Raw genomic sequence first — 21,838 nt, 5'->3', positions numbered from 1 at the left:
TTCCGTGGCCGCCAGCGCCGCCGCCTGGGCGGGCGTGGGCACGGCGGCCCCGGTGGCAAACAGGCGGGCAGCCACGGCCGGCGCCAGGGCCAGCGGCACCACCAGGCAGCCCACGCCCCAGCCCGCCAGCGCCAACGATTTAGAGAAGCCACTCACCACGACGTGCCGCTGCTGCGCATCGGGCTGGGCCAACAGCGTGGGCACCGCTTCCGGCCCAAAGCAAATGCCTTCGTAAATCTCATCGCTGAGCACCCAGAGCTGCGGAAACTCGACAGTCACGGCCAGCAGCGCAGCCCATTCGGCCGCCGAATACACGCGTCCGGTGGGGTTGTTAGGGTTGCTGATAATGAGCAGCCGGGTGGCCGGGGTCAGGGCGGCCCGCAGCGCCTCGGGGCTGAGGACGTAATTATCGGCGGCGGCCAGCGGCAAGGTTCGCAGGGTTCCCCCGGCCCGGCGCACCAGGTCGTAGAAACCGAACCAGTTGGGCGTGGGCAGCAGCACGTCATCGCCGGGTTGCAGGAGCTCGCTGAGCAAGGCAAAAAGCCCCGTTTTGGCCCCGGCCGTCACCAGCACCTGCCCGGCGGTGATGCTGGCAGCGCCGCGCTCGCGGTAGCGCCGGGCTAAGGCCTCGCGCAACTCCGGCAGGCCAGCAGCCGGACTCACGACTAGCGGAACACAGCCGCGTTGAGTGTCGGCCAGAACCCCGGCAGCCGCTTTCAGGGCTACTGTCGGCACGGCAAAAGTCCCGTAGCCGGAAGCTAAACTGATGGTTGCCGGAGTCATTAATTTGTTGATTGGAACAGAGAGAATGAGCGCATTTCAGCCTCGTCCGGCAGTCTTATTCGTGCTGGGTGGCCAGTACCACATCGGCAAAGTCGCCCGCGGCGTCCGTAAATGATTCGACCACGCGCAAGCCGGCTTCATCGGCCAGCGCTTCGATTTGGCTGAGGGTAAACTTATAGGAATTTTCGGTGTGAATCACCTCCCAGGCGGCAAAGGCGAAGGTTTCGTCCAGCGCTTCAACATGGACTTGCTGGGCTTCGGTGCTGACCAAATACGAGCGTACCGCGCCGTTCAGGGGGTTGTAATCGGTGTAGTGCTGCCACTTGGCAAGGCCGAAATCGGCTCCCAGCTCCCGGTTGAGGCGCATGAGCAGGTTCAGGTTGAACGCTGCGGTGATGCCCTGCGCGTCGTCGTAGGCGGCGCGGATGCGGCGCGGGTCTTTCTGCAAATCGAAGCCAATGAGCAAGCGGTCGGCCGGGGCCAGCGGGAAGGCCAGCTTGCGCAGAAAGTCCAGCCGGTCAGATGGATTAAAGTTACCGATATTGGAGCCCAGAAACAGCACGGCCTTGCGGCCCGGCCGGGTGCGCAGCTCGGTGAGGGCCGTAGCGTAGTCCGACACCACCGGCACCACCCGCAGCGCGGGCAGCTCCTGCCCAAGCGCATCCACTAGGCCGGTCATCGCCCCCGCCGAAATATCAACGGGCGCGTAGGTGAACGCCGTGCCGGCCCGCAGCAGCTCGCGCAGCAGCAGCTTGGTTTTGGCCCCGTCGCCCGCGCCCAGCTCCACCAGCTCAAACGCCCCGCCGGCCGGCGGACTCAGCGCTGCGGCAATGGCGGCGCCGTGCTCCCGGAAGATGGAAAATTCTGCCCGGGTGGGGTAATATTCCGGCAGCTCCATTATTTGCTGAAACAGCCGGCTTCCCAAGTCGTCGTAGAAATACATCGACGACAGCGTTTTCGGCTCCCGGCGCAGCCCTTCGGCCACATGCTGGGCGAGCTCACTTACTACATTTACCATTTGTTATTCTATTTAACACTCAGACCATCAATTATTTATTAAGGATTGATGGTCTGGATTCTATTTTTTTGAACGACAAGAATCTGATTGCCAGCTGCTGGTTGCGGCCTACTCCTTTGGGGAGCGGGCCAGCCGGATGCCGGTGAACTGCCAGCGCTTGTCGGCGTGGAAAAAATTTCGGTAGCTGACGCGAATATGGTCTTCCGGCGTGGCGCAGGAGCCCCCGCGCAGTACCAGCTGGTTCACCATAAACTTACCGTTGTATTCGCCCAGGGCGCCTGCGGCGCGTTGGTAGCCGGGGTAGGCGTGGTAGGCCGAATAAGTCCATTCCCAGCAGTCGCCCAGCAGCTGATGGCAGGCCGTGGGGTCGGCATCGGCCGGCAGGGGCTGCGGGTCCAGGATGCTGCTCTCCAGCCAGGTGCCGGCGGCCGTGTCGGCGCCAAAATACCGTGCGGCGGTTTCCCACTCCTGCTCGGTGGGCAGGCGCGCACCGGCCCAGTTGGCATACGCGTCGGCCTCGTAGAAGCTGATGTGCGTGACGGGAGCCTGCGGGTTCACGGCGTGCAGGCCGTGGTGCGTGAACCGGTGCCAGCCGCCGTCCTTTTGCACCCAGTACAACGGCGCTTCCCAGCCCTGGGCCTGCGCCAGGTCCCAGCCCTCGCCCATCCAGTACCGGAAGTCCTGGTAGCCCCCGGCTTCCATAAAGGCCTGGTATTCGGCATTGGTTACCAGCCGGTTCTGTAATTCGAATGGCGCCAGCAGCACCTCGTGCGCCGCCAGCTCGTTATCGAAGCAAAAACCGGTTTCCTGAAACCCAATGCGGTGCACGCCGCCCGGCACGGCCAGCCACGCGGCGGCGGCCAAATCCGTAGTTTCAGCAGTCGCGGCGGCGGGCTCCCGGCCTGCTTGTTCAGGCAAATATGCCGGAGCCAACGGGCTGGTACTGAGAATGTATTTGATATCGGTGGCCAGCAGCTCCTGATGTTGCTGCTCGTGCTGCAAGCCCAGCTCCAGCAGCTCGTAGAAAGTGGCGGGCAACTCCTCGTTATCAGTGAGTAGCGCGTGCATCGCGGCATCGACGTGGGCACGGTAGGCCAGCACGTCGGCCAGGGGTGGGCGCGAGAGCGTGCCACGGTCGGCCCGGTTCACACGGGAGCCCAGGGAGTTATAATAGGAATTGAACAGAAACGCGTAATCAGGATGGAACAGCCGGTAGCCGGGCGCGTACTCCGTCAGCAAAAACGTTTCCCAAAACCACGTGGTATGGGCCAGGTGCCATTTCGGCGGGCTCACGTCGAGCATGGGCTGCACCACGGTGTCTTCGGGCAGCAGCGGGGCGCACAGGGCCTGGCTTTGAGCGCGCACGGCCTGGTAGCGCACGGGCCAGGATGTCGCAATGCGGGCAGCCGCTGGGTGGGTTTGGGTTTCGAGCATAGGACGGGACAAGTGGGGAACCGCAGCAGTAACCCAATTTGCCGGCAGGAGGTTACGTTGGGCGCCAGTGCGGCTTCGCACGCGGGCCATCAATCAGAAGGAGAAAAACACGCAGGCCATTGTTGTAAAATACGTACAAGCTCCTCCGTAAAAATCGGTATTTAGGTCCGCATTTAGACTAACTTTAAACTAAACAGGAAAATTGGAGTAGGTTAATTGACAGCGTGTTATTACACTTGCATACAACGAACAACTCTTCCACTATTCCGATGGCTTCTTCAATTCCAACTACCGATGACTCGGCGGCTGCGGCTGCTAAAGTACCGCCCCGTCCCGCCAACCGGGTGGGCGCCAAGAGCCGTCGCGGTTTCGCGGCCATGAGCCCGGAAACGCAACGCCGCATTGCCAGCGAAGGCGGCAAAGCGTCCCACGCCAGCGGCCGGGGCCACCGCTTCTCCGCCGAGGAAGCCCGCGACGCCGGCCGCAAGGGCGGCATGGTAAGCCGCCGGGGTAAGTCAGCCCCCGGTAAGTAAGTTTTTAGTTGTTGCTTGTCAGTTGTTGGTGCTATCATTTGAAATCACTGATAACTGCCAACCACCGACTGCCAACCCCCTTTGCTTTTTAAAAGCGGCCGGCCGCGCATCTTTGCGGCATGCTTTGTCTCCGCTTTACGCAACGCGCGCTGCGCTTCAATTTCCCGGCCCGCACCTCTCGCGGGGCCCTGGCCGAACACGTGGCCTGGTACCTGCACCTCGCCGATGATGCCGCACCCGCCGTGGCAGGCGTGGGCGAAGCCGCCCCGCTCGCCGGCCTCAGCCCCGATTTTGGCGCCGACTTTCCGGCGGCCGTTGCGCAGCTCTGCAACCGGTTTAATGCCGGCGCATTTGCCACCTTCGCGGCGGCCGATGCGCCGGCATTCGTGGGTCCGGGGTATCCGGCGCTGGTTTTCGCGCTCGAAACTGCCGTGCTGGACCTGGCCTTGGGCGGGCGCCGCCAGCTTTACGCCAACGCTTTCAGCCAGGGCCGAGCCCCGCTGCCCATCAACGGCTTGGTGTGGATGGGCGACGCGCCCTTCATGCGCCAGCAGATTCAGCAAAAGCTGGCCGCCGGTTATTCGTGCCTCAAGCTCAAAATTGGCAGCCTGGATTTTGAAACCGAGCTGGCGCTGCTGGCCGAAATCAGGGCCGTGGCGGGCCCCGACCAACTCATGCTGCGGGTGGATGCCAACGGCGCATTTGCCCCGGCCGAAGCGGCCGGCAAACTGGCGCGGCTGGCGGCGTTTCGGGTTCACTCCATCGAGCAGCCCATTGCTGCCGGTCAGCGGCCCGAGCTGGCGGCACTTTGCCGCGCCTCCCCCATCCCCATCGCACTCGATGAAGAGCTAATTGGGGTGAGCGACCCCGCCCAACAAGCCGCCCTGCTGGACCAGGTGCGGCCTGCCTACATCGTGCTCAAGCCCACGCTGCTGGGCGGCCACGCGGCCACCCGCCGCTGGATTGCCCTGGCCGAGGCCCGCGACATTGACTGGTGGATTACGTCGGCGCTGGAATCCAACGTTGGCCTCAATGCCGTGGCGCAGCTCACCGGCGAGTACGAGGTGCGGGGCTTCGCGCAGGGCCTAGGCACGGGCCAGCTCTACCACAACAATATTGCCGCGCCGCTGTCTATTGAGCGCGGAAACCTATTTTTTGACCCCAACGGAACTTGGGAACCATTTAAATAACGGGGCGGTGTAGGGCAAAGGCGCGGCTAATTCGCTTTATTTACCAGTCCGGTTTCGCCCTGCTGTTTATGTTGGCCCCACATTTTGTGTGTTTGCTGGTTTTCCTAAGCTTTTGCTGGGGAATGCCTTCCCGCGCACAGGCGCAGGCCAAACCGGAAGAAACTCTTTTTGAGTTGACGAACCGCCAGCGGCAGCGGGTACACGTGCCCATTCAGCTACAACGTAACCTTCTGGTTATAAAAGCGAAGCTAAACGGGTCGGGGCCCTACAATTTCCTGCTCGATACGGGCGTCAGCACCTCCATCATTACCTCGCCCACCCTGGCCGATTCGCTGGGGCTGCGGAAAGGGCAACTGTTCCGGGTGGTGGGCGCGGGCGGCGCCAACACCGGCCTGCAGGCCTACCAAACCGACAGCGTGCGCGTGGAGCTGGCCGGCGCCGTGGCCCCCCGCATGACGTGGCTGGTGATTTCGGAAGATGTCCTCAACCTCTCCGGCTACATCGGCATGCCCATTCACGGCATTTTGGGGTCGGAGCTTTTTCGCAGCTTCGTGGTGACCCTGCGCCCCGAAAACGGGGATATTATTCTCAACAACCCGGATACGTATAAGGCGCCACGAGGCCGGAGCTGGGCCTCGATTCCGCTGACCATCGAGAAAAACAAGGCCTACATCACCGCCCCGGTCCGGTTCACGGACTCGCTTACGCTGCCGCTCAAGCTGGTGCTGGATACCGGGGCCAGCCATGCGCTCTCCATCGAAACCGATTCGGACCCGCGCCTCAGCCTGCCCACCCAGCGCCTGCCAGCCGACCTGGGCCGCGGACTTACGGGCCTCGTTGAAGGCTACCTTGGTCGGGTGCGCGCCCTGCAGCTGGGCCGCTACACCATGCCCGCGGTGCTTACCTCCTACCCCAACGCTGCCGACGTGCACCGCCGCATTGAAGTGCAGCGCAATGGCAACATCGGCTACGAGCTGCTCAAGCGCTTCTACCTCATTATCGACTACCCGCACCAGCAGCTGCTTTTGCGGCCCAACACCAAATTCCGCCAACCTTTCGAGCACGACATGTGCGGCATCGAGCTGCTGGCAGCCGGCCCGCTGTACCGGCGGTTTTTCGTGCTCCGCGTCATGGCCAATTCCCCGGCCGAAGCGGCCGGGCTGGCCGTTGACGATGAGCTGATAAGCATCAACTTCATGCCAGCCGATGCTTTCTCGCTTACCCAGCTCGACCGCATGCTGCACTCCGAAGACGGCCGGTCGCTGTTTATGGTGCTGCGGCGGCGCGATGGCAATCTGCACACCGCCTCACTACGCCTGAAACGGCAAATCTGAGGGCGCTGCCACCGCTCCGGCACGTACCTTTGGGGGCATCTTCCGCCTAATTATCCCACTCGTATGACTGCTCGCCTTATCCTTCAACTTGCGGCCCTGCTTGGGGGCCTGGGCGTGGCCATTGGCGCGTTTGGCGCCCACGCCCTGCGCCCCATGCTGGAAAAATCCGGCCGCTTCGATACCTTCGAAACGGCTGTTCGCTACCAGTTTTACCACGTTCTGGCGCTGCTCGCCATTGGGGTGCTGTGGGCCCTGCGGCCCGAGCTGCGGGCGTTGGGCACCACGGGCTGGCTCTGGGTGGGTGGCATTCTCGTGTTCAGCGGCTCGCTTTATGCGCTGTGTTTCACGGGCATCACCAAGCTCGGCGCCGTGGCGCCCATCGGCGGACTGCTGCTGCTGGGCGGCTGGCTTAGCCTGCTGCTGGCCGTGCGCAAATTGTAGCGGCAGCGGCCGGTTTCAAACATCAAAAAGGGCCATCCGCAGTGCGGATGGCCCTTTTTGATGTTTGAAACCGGGGAAGTCTTACTTCACTTTGGCTTTGAATTTCGAGTCGGAAGTCTTTTCCTTCACTTTTTTGCTACCGGTCGTCATGCTGGTGGTACCGTCGGCAGTGCGGGCGTCCGAAGTCGGCAAGCTCGAAGGCTCCTTCACTTCACCGACCAGGGCCACGGAGGTGCTGCCGGCCGGGGAGTTCGACTCAACGGTCAGAACCTTGTTTTGCATGCCCAGTTTGCCGGCAGTGTTGAAGTGGGCGCTGATGCTACCGGTTTTGCCGGGCATCACCGGCGTTTTGGTCCACTCGGGGGTGGTGCAGCCGCAGCTCACGCCAATATTGGAGATGATGAGGGGGGCAGTGCCCGTGTTTTTGAATTTGAAGGTGTGGTCGACCACGGCACCCTGCGCTACTGCGCCAAAGTCGAATTTCGACTCTTCGAAGGTGATGGCGGGACCGGCAACGGGACCAGCTGCTTTGGCGGCGGGCATGGCAGCCTGGGCTTGGGCGGTGTAAGCGGCGGCGGTCAGGCCCAGGGCGAGAAGCAAGGTTTTCTTCATGAGAGGGAAAAATGGGAGTGAAAAGGGTTCGCTAAAAAGCTGGGGTGAGCAAATTTACTGGTTTCGGGCCGTCAGGCAAATTTCCGACCAAACTGGGCCGGCCACTCCAAAGGCGCACCGAAGTTACGTCCTCAACCAATTCATTCCGCTTATGATTCTGCGAAAGAACAGATTAGCGCAATTTTGTGCGTGAGGCATTTCCTCGGCCCGTTTCGTATGCTGCCCTATTCCTCCTCCGGCACGTCGCTCAGCAGCTTGGGCTGGAAGTTGAGCAGAAAGAGCCGCTCGGAGGCCCGCGTGATGGCCGTGTAGAGCCAGCGCGCAAACTCGCCCGCCAGCGGCTCATCGGGCTTGAGGAAGCCGTGGTCTACGAACACGGCCTGCCATTGCCCGCCCTGGGCTTTGTGGCAGGTCAGGGCGTAGGCAAATTTCACTTGCAGCGCGTTCAGGTACGGGTCTTTGCGCATTTCCTTGTAGCGCTCGCCCTTGGTTTTGAGGTGGGCATAGTCCTCGCTCACGGCCAGGTACAGGGCGTTATTGCGGTCGGCGGGCAGGGCCGGGCTTTCGGTGTGCAGGGTGTCGAGCAGCAGTTTCACTTCAATTTCGGGCTCGTCGGGGTAGTCCACGAGCCGCACTTGGGCCTGGGCAAAATGGAAGCCGTACACTTCCTCCCGCCGGACTATTTTGCTGATTTGCAGGAAGTCGCCGTTGGCCAAAAAGCCGATTTCGGAATCCTTGGGCAGCCAGTAATAGTTGTTGCGCACCACCATGAGGTAGTCGCCGCCCTCAATTTCCTCCTCGGCATCGAACAATGCTCGCCGAATGAGCTGGTTGTACTGGTTAGCGTTGCGGTTGGAGCGGCAAATAATAGTGGTATTTTCGTGCCCGAAATTGCGGTAGGCCCAACGCAAGCCGTCTTCCAGCTTGTCGCCGCCCATCTTAAAAATATCGCCGAAGCCCTTGGTGTGCAGCTGAATATTAGGTACTTCCGAGCGCAGCTCTTCGCGCAGCTCGGTGGCATTCACCAGAATACCCGATTCTTGGGCCTGGCGCATCACCTGGCGCAGCTCCACGCTGCCCACGGTGGCGCGGAAGCGGTGGGCCAGCAGCTCCGGGTCGAGGGCCGGGCTCAGGAGCTGGCCCACGGGCGGCAGCTGCGCCGTGTCGCCGATGAGCAGCAGCTTGTTGCTGGTTTTTTCGAACACGAACCCCATCAAATCGTCGAGCAGGCCGCTTTCGCCAAAGGCTTTCTCGTCCGAAATCATCGACGCCTCGTCCACGATGTAGAGGGTTTGCTCGGTGCGGTTGGGCTGGCGCTGGAAGTTGAGCCGCTCGCTGGGCGCGCCGGAGGTTTGGCGATAGATTTTTTTGTGGATGGTACTGGCGGGCACGCCCGCGTAGCCGGCCATCACCTTGGCGGCGCGGCCGGTGGGCGCCATCAGGGTGTAGCGGCGCTGCAGCTTGTGCAGCCACTGCACCAGGGCGCTGATGACGGTGGTTTTGCCCGTGCCCGCGTAGCCACGCAGCACAAACACCTTGCGGCCCGGCAGGTCGTCGCGCAAAAACGCATCGAGCTGCGTGAACAGGTACGCCTGGTCGTCGGTGGGCTCGTAGGGAAAGTAGTCGCGAACGGAGGGCGTGCGGAGTTTGAGCATAATGCAGGTAATGAGCCATTAGCTTTTCGCTACCAGCTTTATTCTTGGTATTCAACTTATTCTGTTACGCAGTCCAGGCGTCAACCTCACCCCCTAACCCCCTCTCCGAAAAAAGAGGGGGGACTAATTTTAACTCTAAAAATCTAGTTTTGAGAGACTAATACTAAAAACTAGTTCCCCCTCTTTTTTGGAGAGGGGGTTAGGGGGTGAGGTTGGCGTTAGGGCTATGTAATAGCAGTTATTCAGTCAACTTGCCAACCGGTTCAATCACGGCCATCGTCGCCGAAGCTTTGGCGATGAGCAGACCGTCGCACCACACCTCGGCTTCGCAAAACTGCAGGCGGCGGCCGGCTTTCAACACCCAGCCAATGGCTTTTAATTTCTGCCCCACGCCGGGGTGCAGGTAAGATATTTTGAGGTCGGACGTCACCAGCCCGAAGTGGTTGGGAATGAGGGTGACGCCGGCAAAACCGGCTACCAAATCGGCCAGGGTGGCGATGAGGCCGCCGTGGGCAAAGCCGCGCTGCTGCTGGTGCTGCTGCTCCAGCAAGAGTTCGGCCTCGACCCGACCGGGCGTTATCACCGTCAAATCGGCCCCGATGAGGTGCATGAAACGCTGGCCGGTGAGCTTGCGACGGATGCGGGTTTCGAGCGCGGCGAGGGTTTCGGCCGGAGCGGCTTTTTCTGAATTAGTAGACACTGAAAACGTTTATTTTTGCTGAGCAACAGGCGCTAAGCCGACCATTCGGCCGACGCTGACGCTGTTCTTTGGGTTTGTTTGCTTCGAAAAACTGCTTATTGGCCCTTGGAATAGCTTGGCGGCCATTTCAATGGCCCGCAGCAGCCCGATACTCAAAGGTACTGGTGCCGCCGCGGGCGCCGGTTTCCCCTCCTTCACCCTAGCTCCTTAAAACCGATGGACCACTTGCCCACGATGCAGTATTTGGTGGCGGGCGCGCTGGGCCTCGGGCTGGCGGCGTCCAGTGGGTTTCGGGTGTTTGTGCCCCTGCTGACGGCCAGCCTGGCCTACCATTTTGGCTACATGACGCCGGCGGCCGGGTTTGCGTGGCTGGGGAGCTGGCCGGCCCTCCTTACCCTGGCCACGGCCACGGTGGTGGAAATAGCGGGCTACTACCTGCCGGTGGTCGACAACCTGCTTGATACCCTCACCACACCGGCTTCCTTCATTGCCGGCACCATTCTCATGACCTCGGCCCTGCCCCACCTCGACCCCACCCTGCGCTGGACGCTGGGCGTGCTGGTGGGCGGCGGCACGGCGGGCATCATCCAAACCGGCACGGCGCTGCTGCGGGGCGCGTCGACCGTGGCCACCGGCGGCCTGGGCAACCCCGTGCTGGCCACCGTAGAAAACGCCCTGGCCGTGGGCGGGGTAACGTTTACGCTGCTGCTGCCGCTGGTAGCGGCGGGCGTAGTGGTGCTGCTGGTCGTGTTTGTGGTGAGCCGGCTGGGCCGCTGGCGGGCCCGGCGGCAGCTGCGGGTTTAGCCCTTTTTTAGCCGGGGCTAATTCTTTCTTTTTGTAATGGCGTAAAACAACGCCGACAACCGGCCGTTAATCGTACACTGCCGGACGCCAAAACCCAAATTCATCGTGGGCGCCCGCTCCCATTATGTCAATTTCGAATACTATTTCTTCCGATGCCTTGCTTCAGGCCTATTCCGGCCTGGTGCGGGTGCGGGTGGGCGGACTGCTCTTGCGCGACGGCGCGGTGCTGCTGGCGGCCCACCGCGGGCTTTTGGCCAACGGGCAGCCTTTTTGGTCGCCACCGGGCGGCGGCTGGCAGTTTGGCGAGAGCATTCGTGCGGCGCTGGCGCGCGAATTTCAGGAAGAAACGGGTTTGGACGTAACGGCCGGACGTTTTCTGCACCTCCACGAATTCGCCACCGATAAGCTACAGGCGCTGGAGCTGTTTTTCGAAGTAAAAAATCAGGCGGATGCCCAGCCCGAGCTGGGGCACGACCCCGAACACGCCCCGGACCAGCAGCTGCTCACGGAGCTAGCCTGGTTCACGCCGCGCCAGCTCATGCAACTGCCCCCGGCCCAGGTGCATCCGGTGTTGCGCATGGTGCTCAGCACCGACGATTTATTCGTGCCGCAAACCCGCTTTGTCTAGCCCGGCCGCACAGAACGAGTAGCCGATTTGCGGTTCCTGCCCTTATCCTGTTTCGTTCTTCCTGAAGCGCGGCCTTATCTTTAGCCCCGGCCATTGTGCCCGTTTAGCTTCGATTTGTGCCTGTTTCCGCTGCTTCTTCTGCTTCCCCGGCTGCGCCGTCTTCTCTCCTGCGCTTGCACGACGAGACGTTTGACCCCGCCAATCCCGCTGCCTACAACCTGTACCTGCTGGCTGGTCCCGCACGCCTCTACCTGGCCGTAGCCGATGTAGAGCGCGGCAAATTTGTGGCCCTGGAAGACTACGCGCTAACGGCCGGCGGGGTGCCGCCCCTGGCCGCGCAGCACGATTTCCTGGGTCAGCGCGGCTGGAACGCGGTGCGGCTGGCCGTCACGGGCCGGGCCTTCACGCTGCTGCCCGCGTCTTTGTTCCGGCCCGGCGACGAGGCCGCCGCCCTGCGCCTGCACCACACCCTCACGCCCGCCGAAACCGTGCGCCACACCACCCACCCCGGCCAGGAGTTCGTGAACGTATTTGCCGCCGACACGGCGCTGGCCGACTGGCTGGCCGCCACCCACGGCGCCACCGGCCGCATGCTGCACCACACCAGCGCGCTGCTGGCGGGCGTGGTGCACCAGCGCGGCGCCGCAGCCCCGCGCCGCCTCTACCTCAACCCCGGCCAGCACGAACTGACGCTGGTGGTAATGGGCCAGAACCTGGAGTATTGCAACGTTTTTGCCTGCACCACCGCCGAAGATGTGGTGTACTACACCATCCTCGTGATGCAGGAGCTTGGCCTCGACCCCGACCAGGATGAGGTAACCGTGTGGGGTGAGCTGATGCCCGATTCGGCGATATTCAGCTTGCTGCGCACCTACCTGCGCAACGTCCGGTTTGGCTCCCGGCCCGGCAACGTACAGTACAGCTACCGGCTCAACGACGTGTTTGAGTACCGCTATTTCGATTTATTCAGCCTGCACTTTTGCTGAGGCAGTTATGAGTTGTGAGCACTCGCGTAAAAGTAAAGGCAGCAAAAACGGTGGTCATACGGAACTTGTCGAAGTCCCTCTACCGCTTCGTTAGTTTGACTGAATTACTTGTGCTGTAGCGATACTTCGACAAGCTCAGTATGACAGTCAAATCCAACACGATTACTTCATAACTCTTCCCTTCCATGCGCCGCATTGCCCTTTTTCCCGGTTCTTTCGACCCTTTCACCAACGGCCATCTCGACGTGGTCCGGCGCGGGGTCGGGTTGTTCGACGAGGTTATCGTGGCCATTGGCACCAACAGCAGCAAGCAGCGCTACCTGCCCATCGAGCAAATGCTGGCGTTTATTGAAGCAGTTTTTGAGGACGAGCCACGGGTTTCGGTGCGCACCTTCAAAGGACTCACGGCGGAATTTGCCCGCGAAACCGGCGCCCAATACCTGCTGCGGGGCCTGCGCAACAGCCCCGATTTCGAGTACGAAAAGCCCATCGCCTACGGCAATCAGCACGTGAATCCGGACCTGGAAACCGTGTTTCTGCTAACCTCGCCCACGCTCGGAGCCATTAGCAGCACCATCATTCGGGACATTCACCGCTTTGGCGGCAACGTGGATGCTTTTCTGCCTTTCCCGCTACCGCCTCTGGCCAGGTAGCACCCTCGCTTCAGTCGCTTTGATTCCTAATAGCGGATGTTCTGCCGCCCCAGGCTGGTAACGACAACGCGGATGCCCATAATACGGGTCGGGGCCCGTTGCTCGAAAACCGGCATCACCAGGTACTGCTCCCCGCTGAGCTGGAGGTTGGCGCTGCTCATCAGCTGCTGCTCGTCGGCGCCCAGTAGTAAGAGGTTATTTACCTGGCCCGTTTTGTAGTCGTAGGATACCACCAGCGAGAGGCCCTGATAGCGGAAAAGCGCCGCAGAATCCATCCGTTCGGGGGTCCTTGCCGAGGGCAATACCACCGGGTCCGTAAATCCATTTGGCACGGGCATTTGAGGACCCAGGCGGTGGTTCAGCTCCTTGATGGATAAATTCAGCAAGCCGGGAACATCAAGTACGGGCTTCTGCGCAGCAGATTCGGGCGCAGTGCTTACGGACTGGGTGTACGCGGGCTCGTGGGCGCCGGAACAAGCCCCCATCGCGCCACCTAACGCAAGCACAAGCAACAGCCCCGCCTTCATAATCAATGCAGTAGTAAATAATGAGAACGAAGGAACAAGCAGACTTATGACGCACAAGTGGCAGACTTGTGCGTCATAAGTCTGCCACTTGTATCAACGTGCGCCCTGCTGCCTCTTGCTTATTTCCCGGCAGCGGATGTCGTGTTGGCAGGCTTGCCGGCCATGTTGTTAAGGTAGTGCCGCACAACCAGCGCGATGGAAGCGTAGGAATCCTCCAGTTTCGACAGCGCCTCCTGGGGCGACATCCAGCGCACCTCTTCAATGTATTCCTCCGTCTGGGGCTTCATCAGGCTGTCATCCAGCGACTTCATGAGGTACCAGTCCGTCTTTTTCAGCATTTTATTACCCTTGTAGGCGTAGCTGTGCCAGGTGCTGGGCAGCTTCTCGCCGAGTTCCAGCTTGATGTTGGTTTCCTCTTCTACTTCGCGCAGGGCGCCAACGGCCGTGTCTTCGTCGCTTTTGAGCTTGCCCTTGGGCAGGTCCCACTTGCCGAGGCGGTAAATCATGAGCACCTGGTCGTCCTTCACCACCAGTCCGCCACCAGCTTTGGCAATCTTGAACTGGTCTTTAAAGTGCAGAATGACGTGCTTCTTCTTCTTAACCAGCATGGTGAGGGACTTCAGCTTTTTGAGCTTTTTCACCTCCATTAACCGCAGCAGACGGTCGATGAATAGCGGGCCGGCGTCGCGCACCAGCACATCGCCCACCAAGTCTTTCGACGTAAAATCGTCGTTGGGATTAAGCACGAGGTCGAACTTGTGCTTGTACACCTTTTCGCTGAGTTTTTTGATGACCAGCGGAATGTCGTTGATGAAAATATTCATCGGGAATAGCAAATTGAAAAGGTGATGACGGGCAGGAAGTAGCGCCGGAGTCAGAAATTTAACAGAGGAACGGGCTTCGAACAGCGGCCGCAAGATACGGGGCGGCACCGATTTGCCAGCCGGCCGCATCTTTGCGGCATGACACGTATTGGCTTGCTTTCCGACACCCACGGCTACCTCGATGAGCGAATCGCGCACCATTTGCGTGATTGCGACGAAATATGGCACGCCGGAGATTTTGGCGATGCCCAAGTAGTGGCCGGCTTGCAGGCCTTGGCGCCGCGCTTCCGGGGCGTGTACGGCAATATCGACGGAACGGACGTGCGCCAGACCCAACCATTGGTTCAGGACTTCGAAGTGGAGGGCCTGCGCGTGCTCATAACGCACATCGGCGGCTACCCAGGACACTACGCGCCGGCCGCCCGGCCCCTGCTGACGGCAGCCCGGCCGGGCCTGTTCGTCACCGGGCACTCGCACATTCTGCGGGTGATGCCCGACCGGGCGCGGGGCTTGCTCCACCTCAACCCCGGCGCGGCGGGACGGCATGGGTTCCATCAGGTGCGCACGCTGCTGCGCTTCGGCATCGACGCGGGCAAAGTGGTGGAGCTGCAAGCCGTGGAGCTCGGCAAGCGGGGCAGTTGATTGGTGAACTGTTGAGATTTAGCTGCCTGCTTTTCTCCCTAACAGCATATCACAGTTGTCAGCAAATGATTCGCAGATGCTGAATGGGGTTTGGCGCCGAGTGCTACCAGGTAGACCCGCATAATATTCTGGCCAAAGACAAACAGGCAAGCCCCGCCCCCTGCAAGTCAGGGAACGGGGCTTGGTCAATTGGTACGCTAGTGACTGGAAACCACGCAGATTACTCCACTGGCAGCCAACGCTGGCGCAGCAGTTATTTACAGCGCGATTTCGGGCTTGGGGTGCTCACCAGCCTGGCCTTCTTCGGTCACGGGCTTGGTTACGGCTTCGGCGGCTTCGAAGGAAGCGGCGTTGTCGGCCGTTTCGTCCTTATCAGCTTTGGCGGCGGGAGCGGCTTTGGCAGCAGCAGGAGTTGCCGGAGTGGTGAAACGGGCCTTCAGTTCTTCCAAATCAACGTTTTTCAGAACGGGCGTACGGAGCAACTCTTTGATGATGTGCTTCTTGTTGTTGGCACGGGCAATGTTTTTGCGGTGCTTGCGCTTGAGGCGGGTAACGGACATGGTGCCGGATTGGTTAAAGTCTAGGGGCTTACGAAACGGAGGGCAAAAGTAAGGCTTTCATTTCGAAAGTGCAAGCCCAAGAGGCATTTTGCTGAATTACTGTGCCTTCCGGGGAGTAGCAACGGGCCGGTTTCGGGCGGTACTTTTACGCAGGGCAGCGCGGCAGTCACGCCCCCAAGCGGCCTCATTAGCGGCCCGCCTACACTTGCTTATTTCATCCGTCGAATTCAACCATATGTCCGCTGAAGCCCCTGCCCTGCCCTTTATTGACCTGCGCTCCGACACCGTGACGCGGCCCACGCCCGCCATGCTCGCGGCCATGATGGCCGCCCCCGTGGGCGACGACGTGTACGAAGAAGACCCCACCGTGCGCCGCCTCGAAGAAGCGGCCGCGGCCCGCTTTGGCCTCGAAGCCGGCCTGTTTTGCCCCTCGGGCACCATGACCAACCAGATTGCCATCAAGGCCCACACCGAGCCGCTGAGTGAAGTTATCTGCGAGCAAACCGCCCATGTGTACCTGTGGGAAGTGGGCGGCATCGCCTTTCATTCCGGGGCGTCGGTGGCGCTGCTGGCTGGCAACCGGGGCCGTCTCACGGCGGCGCAGGTGGAAGCCGCCATCCGGCCCGAAAACATTCATTACCCCACCACCCGCCTCGTGTGCCTGGAAAACACGCACAACCGCGGCGGTGGCAGCTGCTACAGCTGGGACGAGATGGCCGCTATCAGCGAGGTGGCCCGGCGCCACGGGCTGGCCCGCCACCTCGACGGGGCACGCATCTTCAACGCCCTGGTGGCCACCGGGCAGCGCAGCGAGGACTACGGGCAGGTATTCGACTCCATCTCGGTGTGCTTATCCAAGGGCCTGGGCGCGCCGGTGGGCTCGGTACTGCTGGGCTCGGCCGATTTTATTCGGAAAACCAAGCGTATTCGCAAGGTGATGGGCGGCGGCATGCGCCAGGCCGGCTACCTGGCCGCCGCCGGCCTCTACGCGCTGGAACACAACGTGGCACGCCTGGCCGACGACCACCGCCGCGCCGCCCGCCTGGCCGAGGTGCTACGCCAGCAGCCCTACGTGGCCGAAGTACTGGACCCGGAAACCAACCTCGTCATCTTCCGGCTGCACGACAGCCAGCCGGCCGCCGAATTCCTGCTGGCCCTGGAGCAGCTGGGCATTCGGGCCAGCGGCTTCGGCCCGCAGTGGGTGCGCTTCGTTACGCACCTGGACGTGGACGAAGCGGGCATTGCTCGGGTGGAAGTAGCGTTGCGGCAGGTTGCGCAATCTGCTTAACAACCAGTTTCCGATTCTTAATTCAGACAGGACTTACGCAGCCAGATTTGTGGTGAGCTTTCTCGCAGAGGTCCGCGGATTCTGATGCCGGACCTCTGCGAACCTCCGCTTTTTACCTCCGCGAACCTCTGCGAGAAACAACTGTGAGTAAGTCCTTTCTCATGATTGCACGACAGTGGAGGAGGCGGCGACGACGGCCTCCTGCGTTTCCTCCTTTTCTGCGTCCGGCTCGGCCGCATTGTTCGTGAACCAGAGAATGGTAGCCCCGATTGTGGCCGCCACGGCCGAGCCAATTAGTACGGCCAGCTTGGAAACGTCCACTACGGCCGGGTCCTGGTAGGCCAGCGTGGCAATGAAAATGGCCATTGTGAAGCCGATACCAGCCGTGAAGCCCAGGCCCAACATCTGCCGCCAGTTCACCATTGAAGGGAGTTGTGCCAGCCCCAGGCGCACCAGCACGGCCACTACCCCCACAATGCCCAGGGGCTTGCCCACCAGCAGCCCCAGCCCAATGCCCAGCGCCACGGGGGAAACAAAAATTGCCCCCAACCCGCCGCCACCCAGCACAATGGCGGTGTTGCAGAGCGCAAAAATTGGCAGTAGAATGTAGCTAACCGGCCGCTGCAAAGCGTGCTCCAGCCGCTCGATGTGGGGAATTGGAATGGTGAGGGCCAGCAACACCCCGGCCACTGTGGCGTGAATGCCGGACTCCAGCACGCAGAACCACAGCACCAGCCCCAGCCCCAGGTAAATACCAACAGGCTTCACTTTCAAACGGTTGAGGAGCAGCAGCAGCGCGAAAACGCCAGCCGCCGCCGTGAGGTACGCCAGGTGCAGGTTGCCCGAATAGAACAGCGCGATGATGAGCACGGCCAGCAGGTCGTCGATAATGGCCAGCGCGGTGAGAAAAATACGCAAACTGGCCGGCACCCGCTTGCCCAGCAAGGCCAGAATACCCAGCGAGAAAGCAATGTCGGTGGCAGTGGGAATGGCCCAGCCCGAGGCCTCCGGCTGGCCTTGCGTGAAGGCTAGGTGAATGAGGGCCGGCGCGGCCACGCCACCAATGGCCGCCAGAGCGGGCAGCATGGCCTGGCGCGGGTTCGACAGCTCGCCATCGATGACCTCACGCCTGATTTCCAGGCCCACCAGAAAGAAGAAGATGGCCATCAGGCCGTCATTTATCCAGTGGGTCACGGTTTTATTAAGCACGCCGTAGCCCACGTGCAAGTCCCAGAGGCTCAGGTAGCGTGCGCTGGTGCTGGTGTTGCTGAGCACCAACGACACGATAGTGGCCAGAATGAGCAGCAGCCCAGCCAGCTTCCCACTTTCAGATAATTCCCGGATGGGACGTAAAACTCGACGAATAGGCATAAAGCAATAAAACGAAGCGCGCCCAGAAGGGCCGCCGTAGGGCAAAAGTACGGATTAGGGGTTTGGCTGCCTGCATTCAGGCCGGGGCGTTGCCGCTCAGGGCGCCTGCTTCGGTTGTGGCAGCAATAGCAACTTTAAATCGAATCTATAAAGAATTGTTTCAGGCCAAAAGCGGACCAATTTCGTTACTCAGTGCATGAATCTTTTCATTATCGGGGACATCCACGGCTGCGTCCATACGTTTGGCGAGGTGCTGGAGCATTGGCAGCCGGCCACCGAGCGGCTCATTCAGGTGGGCGACCTGGTGGACCGGGGCCGCCATTCGCCCGAAACGGTGGAGCTGGCCCGCACCTTGAACGACCGGTACCCGGACTCCACCACGTTCCTGCGCGGAAACCACGAGCAGGCCATGCTGCAACACTTTGGCCCTTCGGGGCCGTTCCCCAGCTGGCTGCAGTGGGGCGGCCGCGCCACCGCCCAGCAGTACAAAGGCCGCCCCAGGCTGCTGGCCCAGCACCTGCCGTGGCTGGCCCAACGGCCGCTTCTGTGGCAGAACGAAGCCGTGCTGGTCAGCCACGCGGGACTGGCCAGCTCGCCCCACGCCTTCGACCCCGACCACCCCGACGGCCTGCTTTGGCGGCGCGGCGCACTCCGCAGGCTTTCGCAGCTGCAGGTGGTGGGCCACACGCCCACGCCCGATGGCATGCCGCTGGCCGATGCCGCCACCAATACGCTTTACGTCGATACCGGCGCTTATTTGCGGCGCCACCTGGCGGGCGTACGCCTGCTGCCCACCGGCGAGGTACTGGATACCGTGCTGGTGCCCACCCACCCCAAAGATTTATATTGACGCCCAAATTCAGCCACCCAACCGCTACCCATGAGCAACTCAACCGCTATTCAGCACCTCACTGCTTCCGACCCGGTTTTGGGCCTCGTGATTGCGCAGGGACGCGAAATCCAGCCCCGGCCGCACGAAGACTTGTACCTGGCGCTGCTGCGGGCCATTGTCAGCCAGCAAATTTCGACCAAGGCCGCAGCGGCCATTTGGAAACGCTTTCAGGCCCTGTTCCTGCCCGAGGGCTACCCCGAGCCGCGCGAAGTACTGGCCCTGGACGAGGATGTGCTGCGCGGCGCGGGCCTTTCGCGCCAGAAAGCGGGCTACCTCAAAGCCATTGCTGCGTACAACGAACGGGGCCTGCTCGACTACGACCACCTCAGCAAGCTGTCGGGAGAAGATTTTACGCAGCACCTGACCGCTATTCGGGGCGTGGGGCGCTGGACGGCCCAAATGCTGCAACTTTTTGCCCTCGACCAGCCCGATGTGTTTCCCGAAGGCGACCTGGGCGCGCAAAACGCCATGCGCCGCCTCTACGGCCTGGAAGAAACCGGCCGGGCCCTGCAAAAACGCATGCTCGCAATTGCCGAAAGCTGGCGCCCGTACCGCTCACTCGCCAGCAAATACCTGTGGCAGTCGCTGGATAATGCCGGGGCTTAGTTGCTGGTTGCTGGCTGTTAAACAGATAATATTCAACCCACTGACAACAAGCAATAAACAACTAAAAATCAGGGCTTGCCGGTGAGCTCAAACAGTTCTTCACGCACGAAGAGGTCGCCTTTTTTGCGTAGCAGGGCCAGGTTGTTCACATTCAGCCGCAGGTTGTAGGTTTCCTGGTTGAGGTGGCTGAGGACGGGGCCCAGCAGGTCGGGCGTGGTGTCGTGCAAGGCCAGGGAAAGGTGCGGCAGCCAGCGGTCGGGGCTGTAGTAGGAGCCGGCACGACACAGCGGCGCGGTCACATCGAGCACGCGCTGATGGAGCAGATTCAGGTCGTTGGAGCGCAGCACGGGAATGTAGATAACCGGGTTGTCGCCGGGGAAAACGCCCAAGCCCGTGGTGTAGGCCGAAAACGGTGGCGTGGTGCCGGCTACTTCCCGCAGCACGGCTTTCAGGTCGGCGAGGCGGCGGGTACCCGTGAGCAGGTAGGTCAGGTGCGGGTCGGGAGTGTCCTGCACATCGTCGAGGCCGAATTTGGTTTCCAGCCCTTTCACAATGCGGTTGATGCGGTTGGCGTTGCGGGGATTGAGCAGCGAGGTAATAGCGAACATGGCAGATTAAACTGGAGAATTGGTCACCGGGTTGGCGCGCAGGTGCATTTGGCGGCGGAATTTTTCGCTTGTCGAAATGCCGTGCGAAGGTGCATTCCGCCAAAATCTCACCCCAAAAACCATGCAGCCACTGGGCTGGCATAAAGCCGCCAGTAGCGCGGCGCCAAGGTCGTCGGCAGTTGCGGGAAGAAGCATGCCCAAAGTAACGGCAGCAAACCCGGTCGTGGCACAGGAAACAAACAATTTGAGTTTGTCGGGAATTAGAATTGCCTTTTTGGTCGGGAAAACCACCTGCTTCATCGAATTAGGGCCTTTACTCCAAACCCTACCCGAACCCTTTTTCGTTATACCCGCCTTGCTCCTGTTCCTGTGCCCGAAACGCCTGCCGCTGCTAGTCTTTCCCTTGGTCCCGCCTCGCCGGCCGGGCCGCCGGCAGCCCGGTCCGGCCGCTGGCTGTGGTGGCTTTTAGGCCTGGCCGGACTGCTGCTGGGGCTGGCACTGCTGGCCTCGCATTTTCTGGACCCGTGGCTGAAGCAAAAGCTAGAGCAACAAGTGGCGGCCCAAACCAACGGCCAGTACCGCCTGCAGGTAGCCGAGCTGCGCACCAACCTTTGGCAGCGCGCCATTCGCCTGCGCGGCCTGCGGCTGCGCCCCGCCGCGCAAGTAGCCGACACGCTGCCCCGCGTGCGCCTCAATGCGGCCCGGCTGCACCTCACGGGCGTGGGGCTGCTGGCGCTGCTGCGCAAAGGCGTGGTGCCCATCGACAGCCTCGTGCTCGATTCGGCCCGGATTGAAGTACTGGCCCTGGCCCGGAAACCGCCCCCAAATGCCACCCAACCTTTACACGAGCGGCTGCCGCTGAATGTAGCCGGCGTGGCAGTCGGCTACTTTGGCCTGCTGCACACCCAGGCCAACTACCGGCCCGACAGCCAGCCCACGGCTCACTTCCAACAAGTAAACCTGAGTGCCCGTGACCTGGAAATCAGCGCCAGCGCCGCTACCGACTCGCAGCGCGTGGCCTACGCAGCGAACTGGGAGTTGAAGCTGCTGCAAACCCAGGCGCTGGTAGCGGGCCACACACTGGCACTGGCAGGCCTGCGATTGTCCACGGCGGCTAAGTCGCTTCGGCTTGATTCATTGCGCATCGTACCCACGGGCTCGCGCCAGCCCCAGGACCCCAGCTTCAGCCTGGCCCTTCCCCGGCTGATGCTGACGGGGTTTGAGGCCGCTGCCTTGCAGCACCGGCGCCGCTTTCGGGCCGATTCCTTACTGCTTGAGGGCCCGCGACTTACCGTAGCGCCGGCGGCCGCACCAGCCAAGTCGCCGCCGTCGTTGCCGCGCTGGCTGCGTCAGCTCGATTTCGCTCAATTTGTGGTGCGCGATGGCTTTTTGCGCGTGACTGGCATCGCCGAGGCACCCATTATTTGGGATATTCAGCTGGTCGCAAACTCCCTCCAATATGATTCGGCCGCGGGCGCGGATGAGGGACGGGTGCTTTTTGCGAAGTCCTGGAATGTGGCGCTGGGCAAAAGCCAGGCAACGCTGGCGGCCCACCCGGTTTCGCTGGAAGGGCTGCGGCTGTCCACCGCGGCGGGCACGCTCCGCCTGCGCTCGTTGCGCGTGCTGCCGCCAGCGCCCGGCCAGGGCCAGCCCGGCGGTGTGCGCGTCGACCTGACCTTGCCCAGCCTGGCCGTTACCGGGCTCGATGCGGGGGCGTTGCAGCACCAGCGGCGGTTGCGGGCCGCAGCG

General features: G+C 61.7%; 25 protein-coding genes. 13 read left to right on the top strand and 12 right to left on the bottom strand.

Annotation, left to right across the window (positions count from 1 at the left end):
• From GM79_RS02410 to egtB, 3 genes are all read right to left on the bottom strand, one after another.
• On the bottom strand, nt 1-783 hold a 783-nt coding region (locus GM79_RS02410), incomplete at its 3' end, for a pyridoxal phosphate-dependent aminotransferase (protein ID WP_152559789.1).
• Between the two features lie 55 nt (nt 784-838).
• The gene (gene egtD / locus GM79_RS02405) at nt 839-1,801 is read right to left on the bottom strand and encodes an L-histidine N(alpha)-methyltransferase (RefSeq protein WP_035558658.1); all 963 of its coding nucleotides are present in this window, start codon (nt 1,799-1,801) and stop codon (nt 839-841) included.
• Between the two features lie 108 nt (nt 1,802-1,909).
• Nucleotides 1,910-3,235 (bottom strand): ergothioneine biosynthesis protein EgtB, encoded by a 1,326-nt coding sequence (gene egtB, locus GM79_RS02400; RefSeq protein WP_051718397.1) that lies wholly within the window; start codon nt 3,233-3,235, stop codon nt 1,910-1,912.
• A gap of 269 nt (nt 3,236-3,504) precedes the next feature.
• Between egtB and GM79_RS24075 the strand changes: the two genes are divergently transcribed.
• The 4 genes from GM79_RS24075 (at nt 3,505) to GM79_RS02380 (ending at nt 6,733) form a co-directional block, all read left to right on the top strand.
• A complete protein-coding gene (locus GM79_RS24075) occupies nt 3,505-3,768 on the top strand; it encodes a KGG domain-containing protein (protein WP_051718396.1) in 264 nt (87 codons plus the stop codon).
• Nucleotides 3,769-3,887: 119 nt separating this feature from the next.
• On the top strand, nt 3,888-4,958 hold the full coding sequence (locus GM79_RS02390; protein WP_035558655.1) for an o-succinylbenzoate synthase: 1,071 nt from the start codon (nt 3,888-3,890) through the stop codon (nt 4,956-4,958).
• A 122-nt stretch (nt 4,959-5,080) separates the two neighbouring features.
• Nucleotides 5,081-6,292, top strand: a complete 1,212-nt coding sequence (locus GM79_RS02385; protein WP_035558652.1) for an aspartyl protease family protein — start codon at nt 5,081-5,083, stop codon at nt 6,290-6,292.
• 63 nt (nt 6,293-6,355) lie between these two features.
• On the top strand, nt 6,356-6,733 hold the full coding sequence (locus GM79_RS02380) for a DUF423 domain-containing protein (protein WP_035558650.1): 378 nt from the start codon (nt 6,356-6,358) through the stop codon (nt 6,731-6,733).
• An 81-nt stretch (nt 6,734-6,814) separates the two neighbouring features.
• Here the strand turns inward: GM79_RS02380 and GM79_RS02375 are convergent, their stop codons facing one another.
• The 3 genes from GM79_RS02375 to GM79_RS02365 all read right to left on the bottom strand — a co-directional run bounded on the left by GM79_RS02375 (nt 6,815) and on the right by GM79_RS02365 (nt 9,700).
• A complete protein-coding gene (locus GM79_RS02375; RefSeq protein ID WP_072008505.1) occupies nt 6,815-7,345 on the bottom strand; it encodes a DUF1573 domain-containing protein in 531 nt (176 codons plus the stop codon).
• 224 nt (nt 7,346-7,569) lie between these two features.
• On the bottom strand, nt 7,570-9,000 hold the full coding sequence (locus GM79_RS02370; protein WP_035558648.1) for an ATP-dependent RecD-like DNA helicase: 1,431 nt from the start codon (nt 8,998-9,000) through the stop codon (nt 7,570-7,572).
• Nucleotides 9,001-9,238: 238 nt separating this feature from the next.
• Nucleotides 9,239-9,700: a PaaI family thioesterase gene (locus GM79_RS02365; protein ID WP_051718395.1), complete on the bottom strand. Its 462-nt coding sequence runs from the start codon at nt 9,698-9,700 to the stop codon at nt 9,239-9,241.
• A gap of 216 nt (nt 9,701-9,916) precedes the next feature.
• Here GM79_RS02365 and GM79_RS02360 point away from each other — a divergent pair, with 216 nt between their 5' ends.
• The 4 genes from GM79_RS02360 to coaD all read left to right on the top strand — a co-directional run bounded on the left by GM79_RS02360 (nt 9,917) and on the right by coaD (nt 12,771).
• Nucleotides 9,917-10,504, top strand: coding sequence for a DUF4126 domain-containing protein (locus tag GM79_RS02360; protein WP_235183893.1), 588 nt, complete (start codon nt 9,917-9,919; stop codon nt 10,502-10,504).
• A 124-nt stretch (nt 10,505-10,628) separates the two neighbouring features.
• Nucleotides 10,629-11,132 (top strand): NUDIX domain-containing protein, encoded by a 504-nt coding sequence (locus GM79_RS02355; protein ID WP_035558647.1) that lies wholly within the window; start codon nt 10,629-10,631, stop codon nt 11,130-11,132.
• A 116-nt stretch (nt 11,133-11,248) separates the two neighbouring features.
• Nucleotides 11,249-12,118, top strand: a complete 870-nt coding sequence (locus tag GM79_RS02350; protein WP_081867507.1) for a DUF3822 family protein — start codon at nt 11,249-11,251, stop codon at nt 12,116-12,118.
• 185 nt (nt 12,119-12,303) lie between these two features.
• Nucleotides 12,304-12,771 carry a pantetheine-phosphate adenylyltransferase gene (gene coaD / locus GM79_RS02345; RefSeq protein ID WP_035558646.1) on the top strand — a complete coding sequence of 156 codons (468 nt, stop codon included), beginning with the start codon at nt 12,304-12,306 and terminating at the stop codon, nt 12,769-12,771.
• Nucleotides 12,772-12,797: 26 nt separating this feature from the next.
• Here the strand turns inward: coaD and GM79_RS02340 are convergent, their stop codons facing one another.
• Complete coding sequence (locus tag GM79_RS02340) at nt 12,798-13,277, bottom strand: hypothetical protein (protein ID WP_152559788.1); 480 nt, start codon at nt 13,275-13,277, stop codon at nt 12,798-12,800.
• A 140-nt stretch (nt 13,278-13,417) separates the two neighbouring features.
• Complete coding sequence (locus GM79_RS02335; RefSeq protein ID WP_035558641.1) at nt 13,418-14,122, bottom strand: NUDIX hydrolase; 705 nt, start codon at nt 14,120-14,122, stop codon at nt 13,418-13,420.
• Between the two features lie 138 nt (nt 14,123-14,260).
• Here GM79_RS02335 and GM79_RS02330 point away from each other — a divergent pair, with 138 nt between their 5' ends.
• Entirely contained in the window at nt 14,261-14,764 is a 504-nt protein-coding gene (locus tag GM79_RS02330; protein ID WP_035558639.1) for a metallophosphoesterase family protein, read from the top strand.
• 257 nt (nt 14,765-15,021) lie between these two features.
• Here GM79_RS02330 and GM79_RS25695 read toward each other — a convergent pair whose 3' ends face one another.
• Nucleotides 15,022-15,324 (bottom strand): hypothetical protein, encoded by a 303-nt coding sequence (locus GM79_RS25695; RefSeq protein WP_035558635.1) that lies wholly within the window; start codon nt 15,322-15,324, stop codon nt 15,022-15,024.
• A 235-nt stretch (nt 15,325-15,559) separates the two neighbouring features.
• Between GM79_RS25695 and ltaE the strand changes: the two genes are divergently transcribed.
• On the top strand, nt 15,560-16,612 hold the full coding sequence (gene ltaE, locus GM79_RS02320) for a low-specificity L-threonine aldolase (RefSeq protein WP_035558632.1): 1,053 nt from the start codon (nt 15,560-15,562) through the stop codon (nt 16,610-16,612).
• Between the two features lie 159 nt (nt 16,613-16,771).
• On the opposite strand, the gene nhaA is transcribed toward ltaE, so the two are convergent.
• Nucleotides 16,772-17,983, bottom strand: coding sequence for a Na+/H+ antiporter NhaA (gene nhaA / locus GM79_RS02315; RefSeq protein WP_072008504.1), 1,212 nt, complete (start codon nt 17,981-17,983; stop codon nt 16,772-16,774).
• A gap of 196 nt (nt 17,984-18,179) precedes the next feature.
• On the opposite strand from nhaA, the gene GM79_RS02310 reads away from it, so the two are divergent.
• Together GM79_RS02310 and GM79_RS02305 are read left to right on the top strand one after the other, a co-directional pair.
• Nucleotides 18,180-18,833: a metallophosphoesterase family protein gene (locus GM79_RS02310; RefSeq protein WP_035558630.1), complete on the top strand. Its 654-nt coding sequence runs from the start codon at nt 18,180-18,182 to the stop codon at nt 18,831-18,833.
• A gap of 30 nt (nt 18,834-18,863) precedes the next feature.
• Complete coding sequence (locus GM79_RS02305) at nt 18,864-19,481, top strand: DNA-3-methyladenine glycosylase family protein (protein ID WP_035558628.1); 618 nt, start codon at nt 18,864-18,866, stop codon at nt 19,479-19,481.
• Nucleotides 19,482-19,549: 68 nt separating this feature from the next.
• Here the strand turns inward: GM79_RS02305 and GM79_RS02300 are convergent, their stop codons facing one another.
• Together GM79_RS02300 and GM79_RS02295 are read right to left on the bottom strand one after the other, a co-directional pair.
• Nucleotides 19,550-20,089, bottom strand: coding sequence for a 2'-5' RNA ligase family protein (locus tag GM79_RS02300; protein WP_035558627.1), 540 nt, complete (start codon nt 20,087-20,089; stop codon nt 19,550-19,552).
• A 6-nt stretch (nt 20,090-20,095) separates the two neighbouring features.
• Nucleotides 20,096-20,389: a hypothetical protein gene (locus tag GM79_RS02295; RefSeq protein ID WP_035558624.1), complete on the bottom strand. Its 294-nt coding sequence runs from the start codon at nt 20,387-20,389 to the stop codon at nt 20,096-20,098.
• Between the two features lie 69 nt (nt 20,390-20,458).
• Between GM79_RS02295 and GM79_RS02290 the strand changes: the two genes are divergently transcribed.
• A partial coding sequence (locus GM79_RS02290; protein WP_035558623.1) for a hypothetical protein occupies nt 20,459-21,838 on the top strand: 1,380 nt, incomplete at its 3' end.

Source organism: Hymenobacter sp. IS2118, assembly GCF_000715495.1.
GTDB lineage: Bacteria > Bacteroidota > Bacteroidia > Cytophagales > Hymenobacteraceae > Hymenobacter.
The sequence above is the reverse complement of the archived record's forward strand: the minus strand, read 5'-3'. Positions and strand labels throughout refer to the sequence as shown.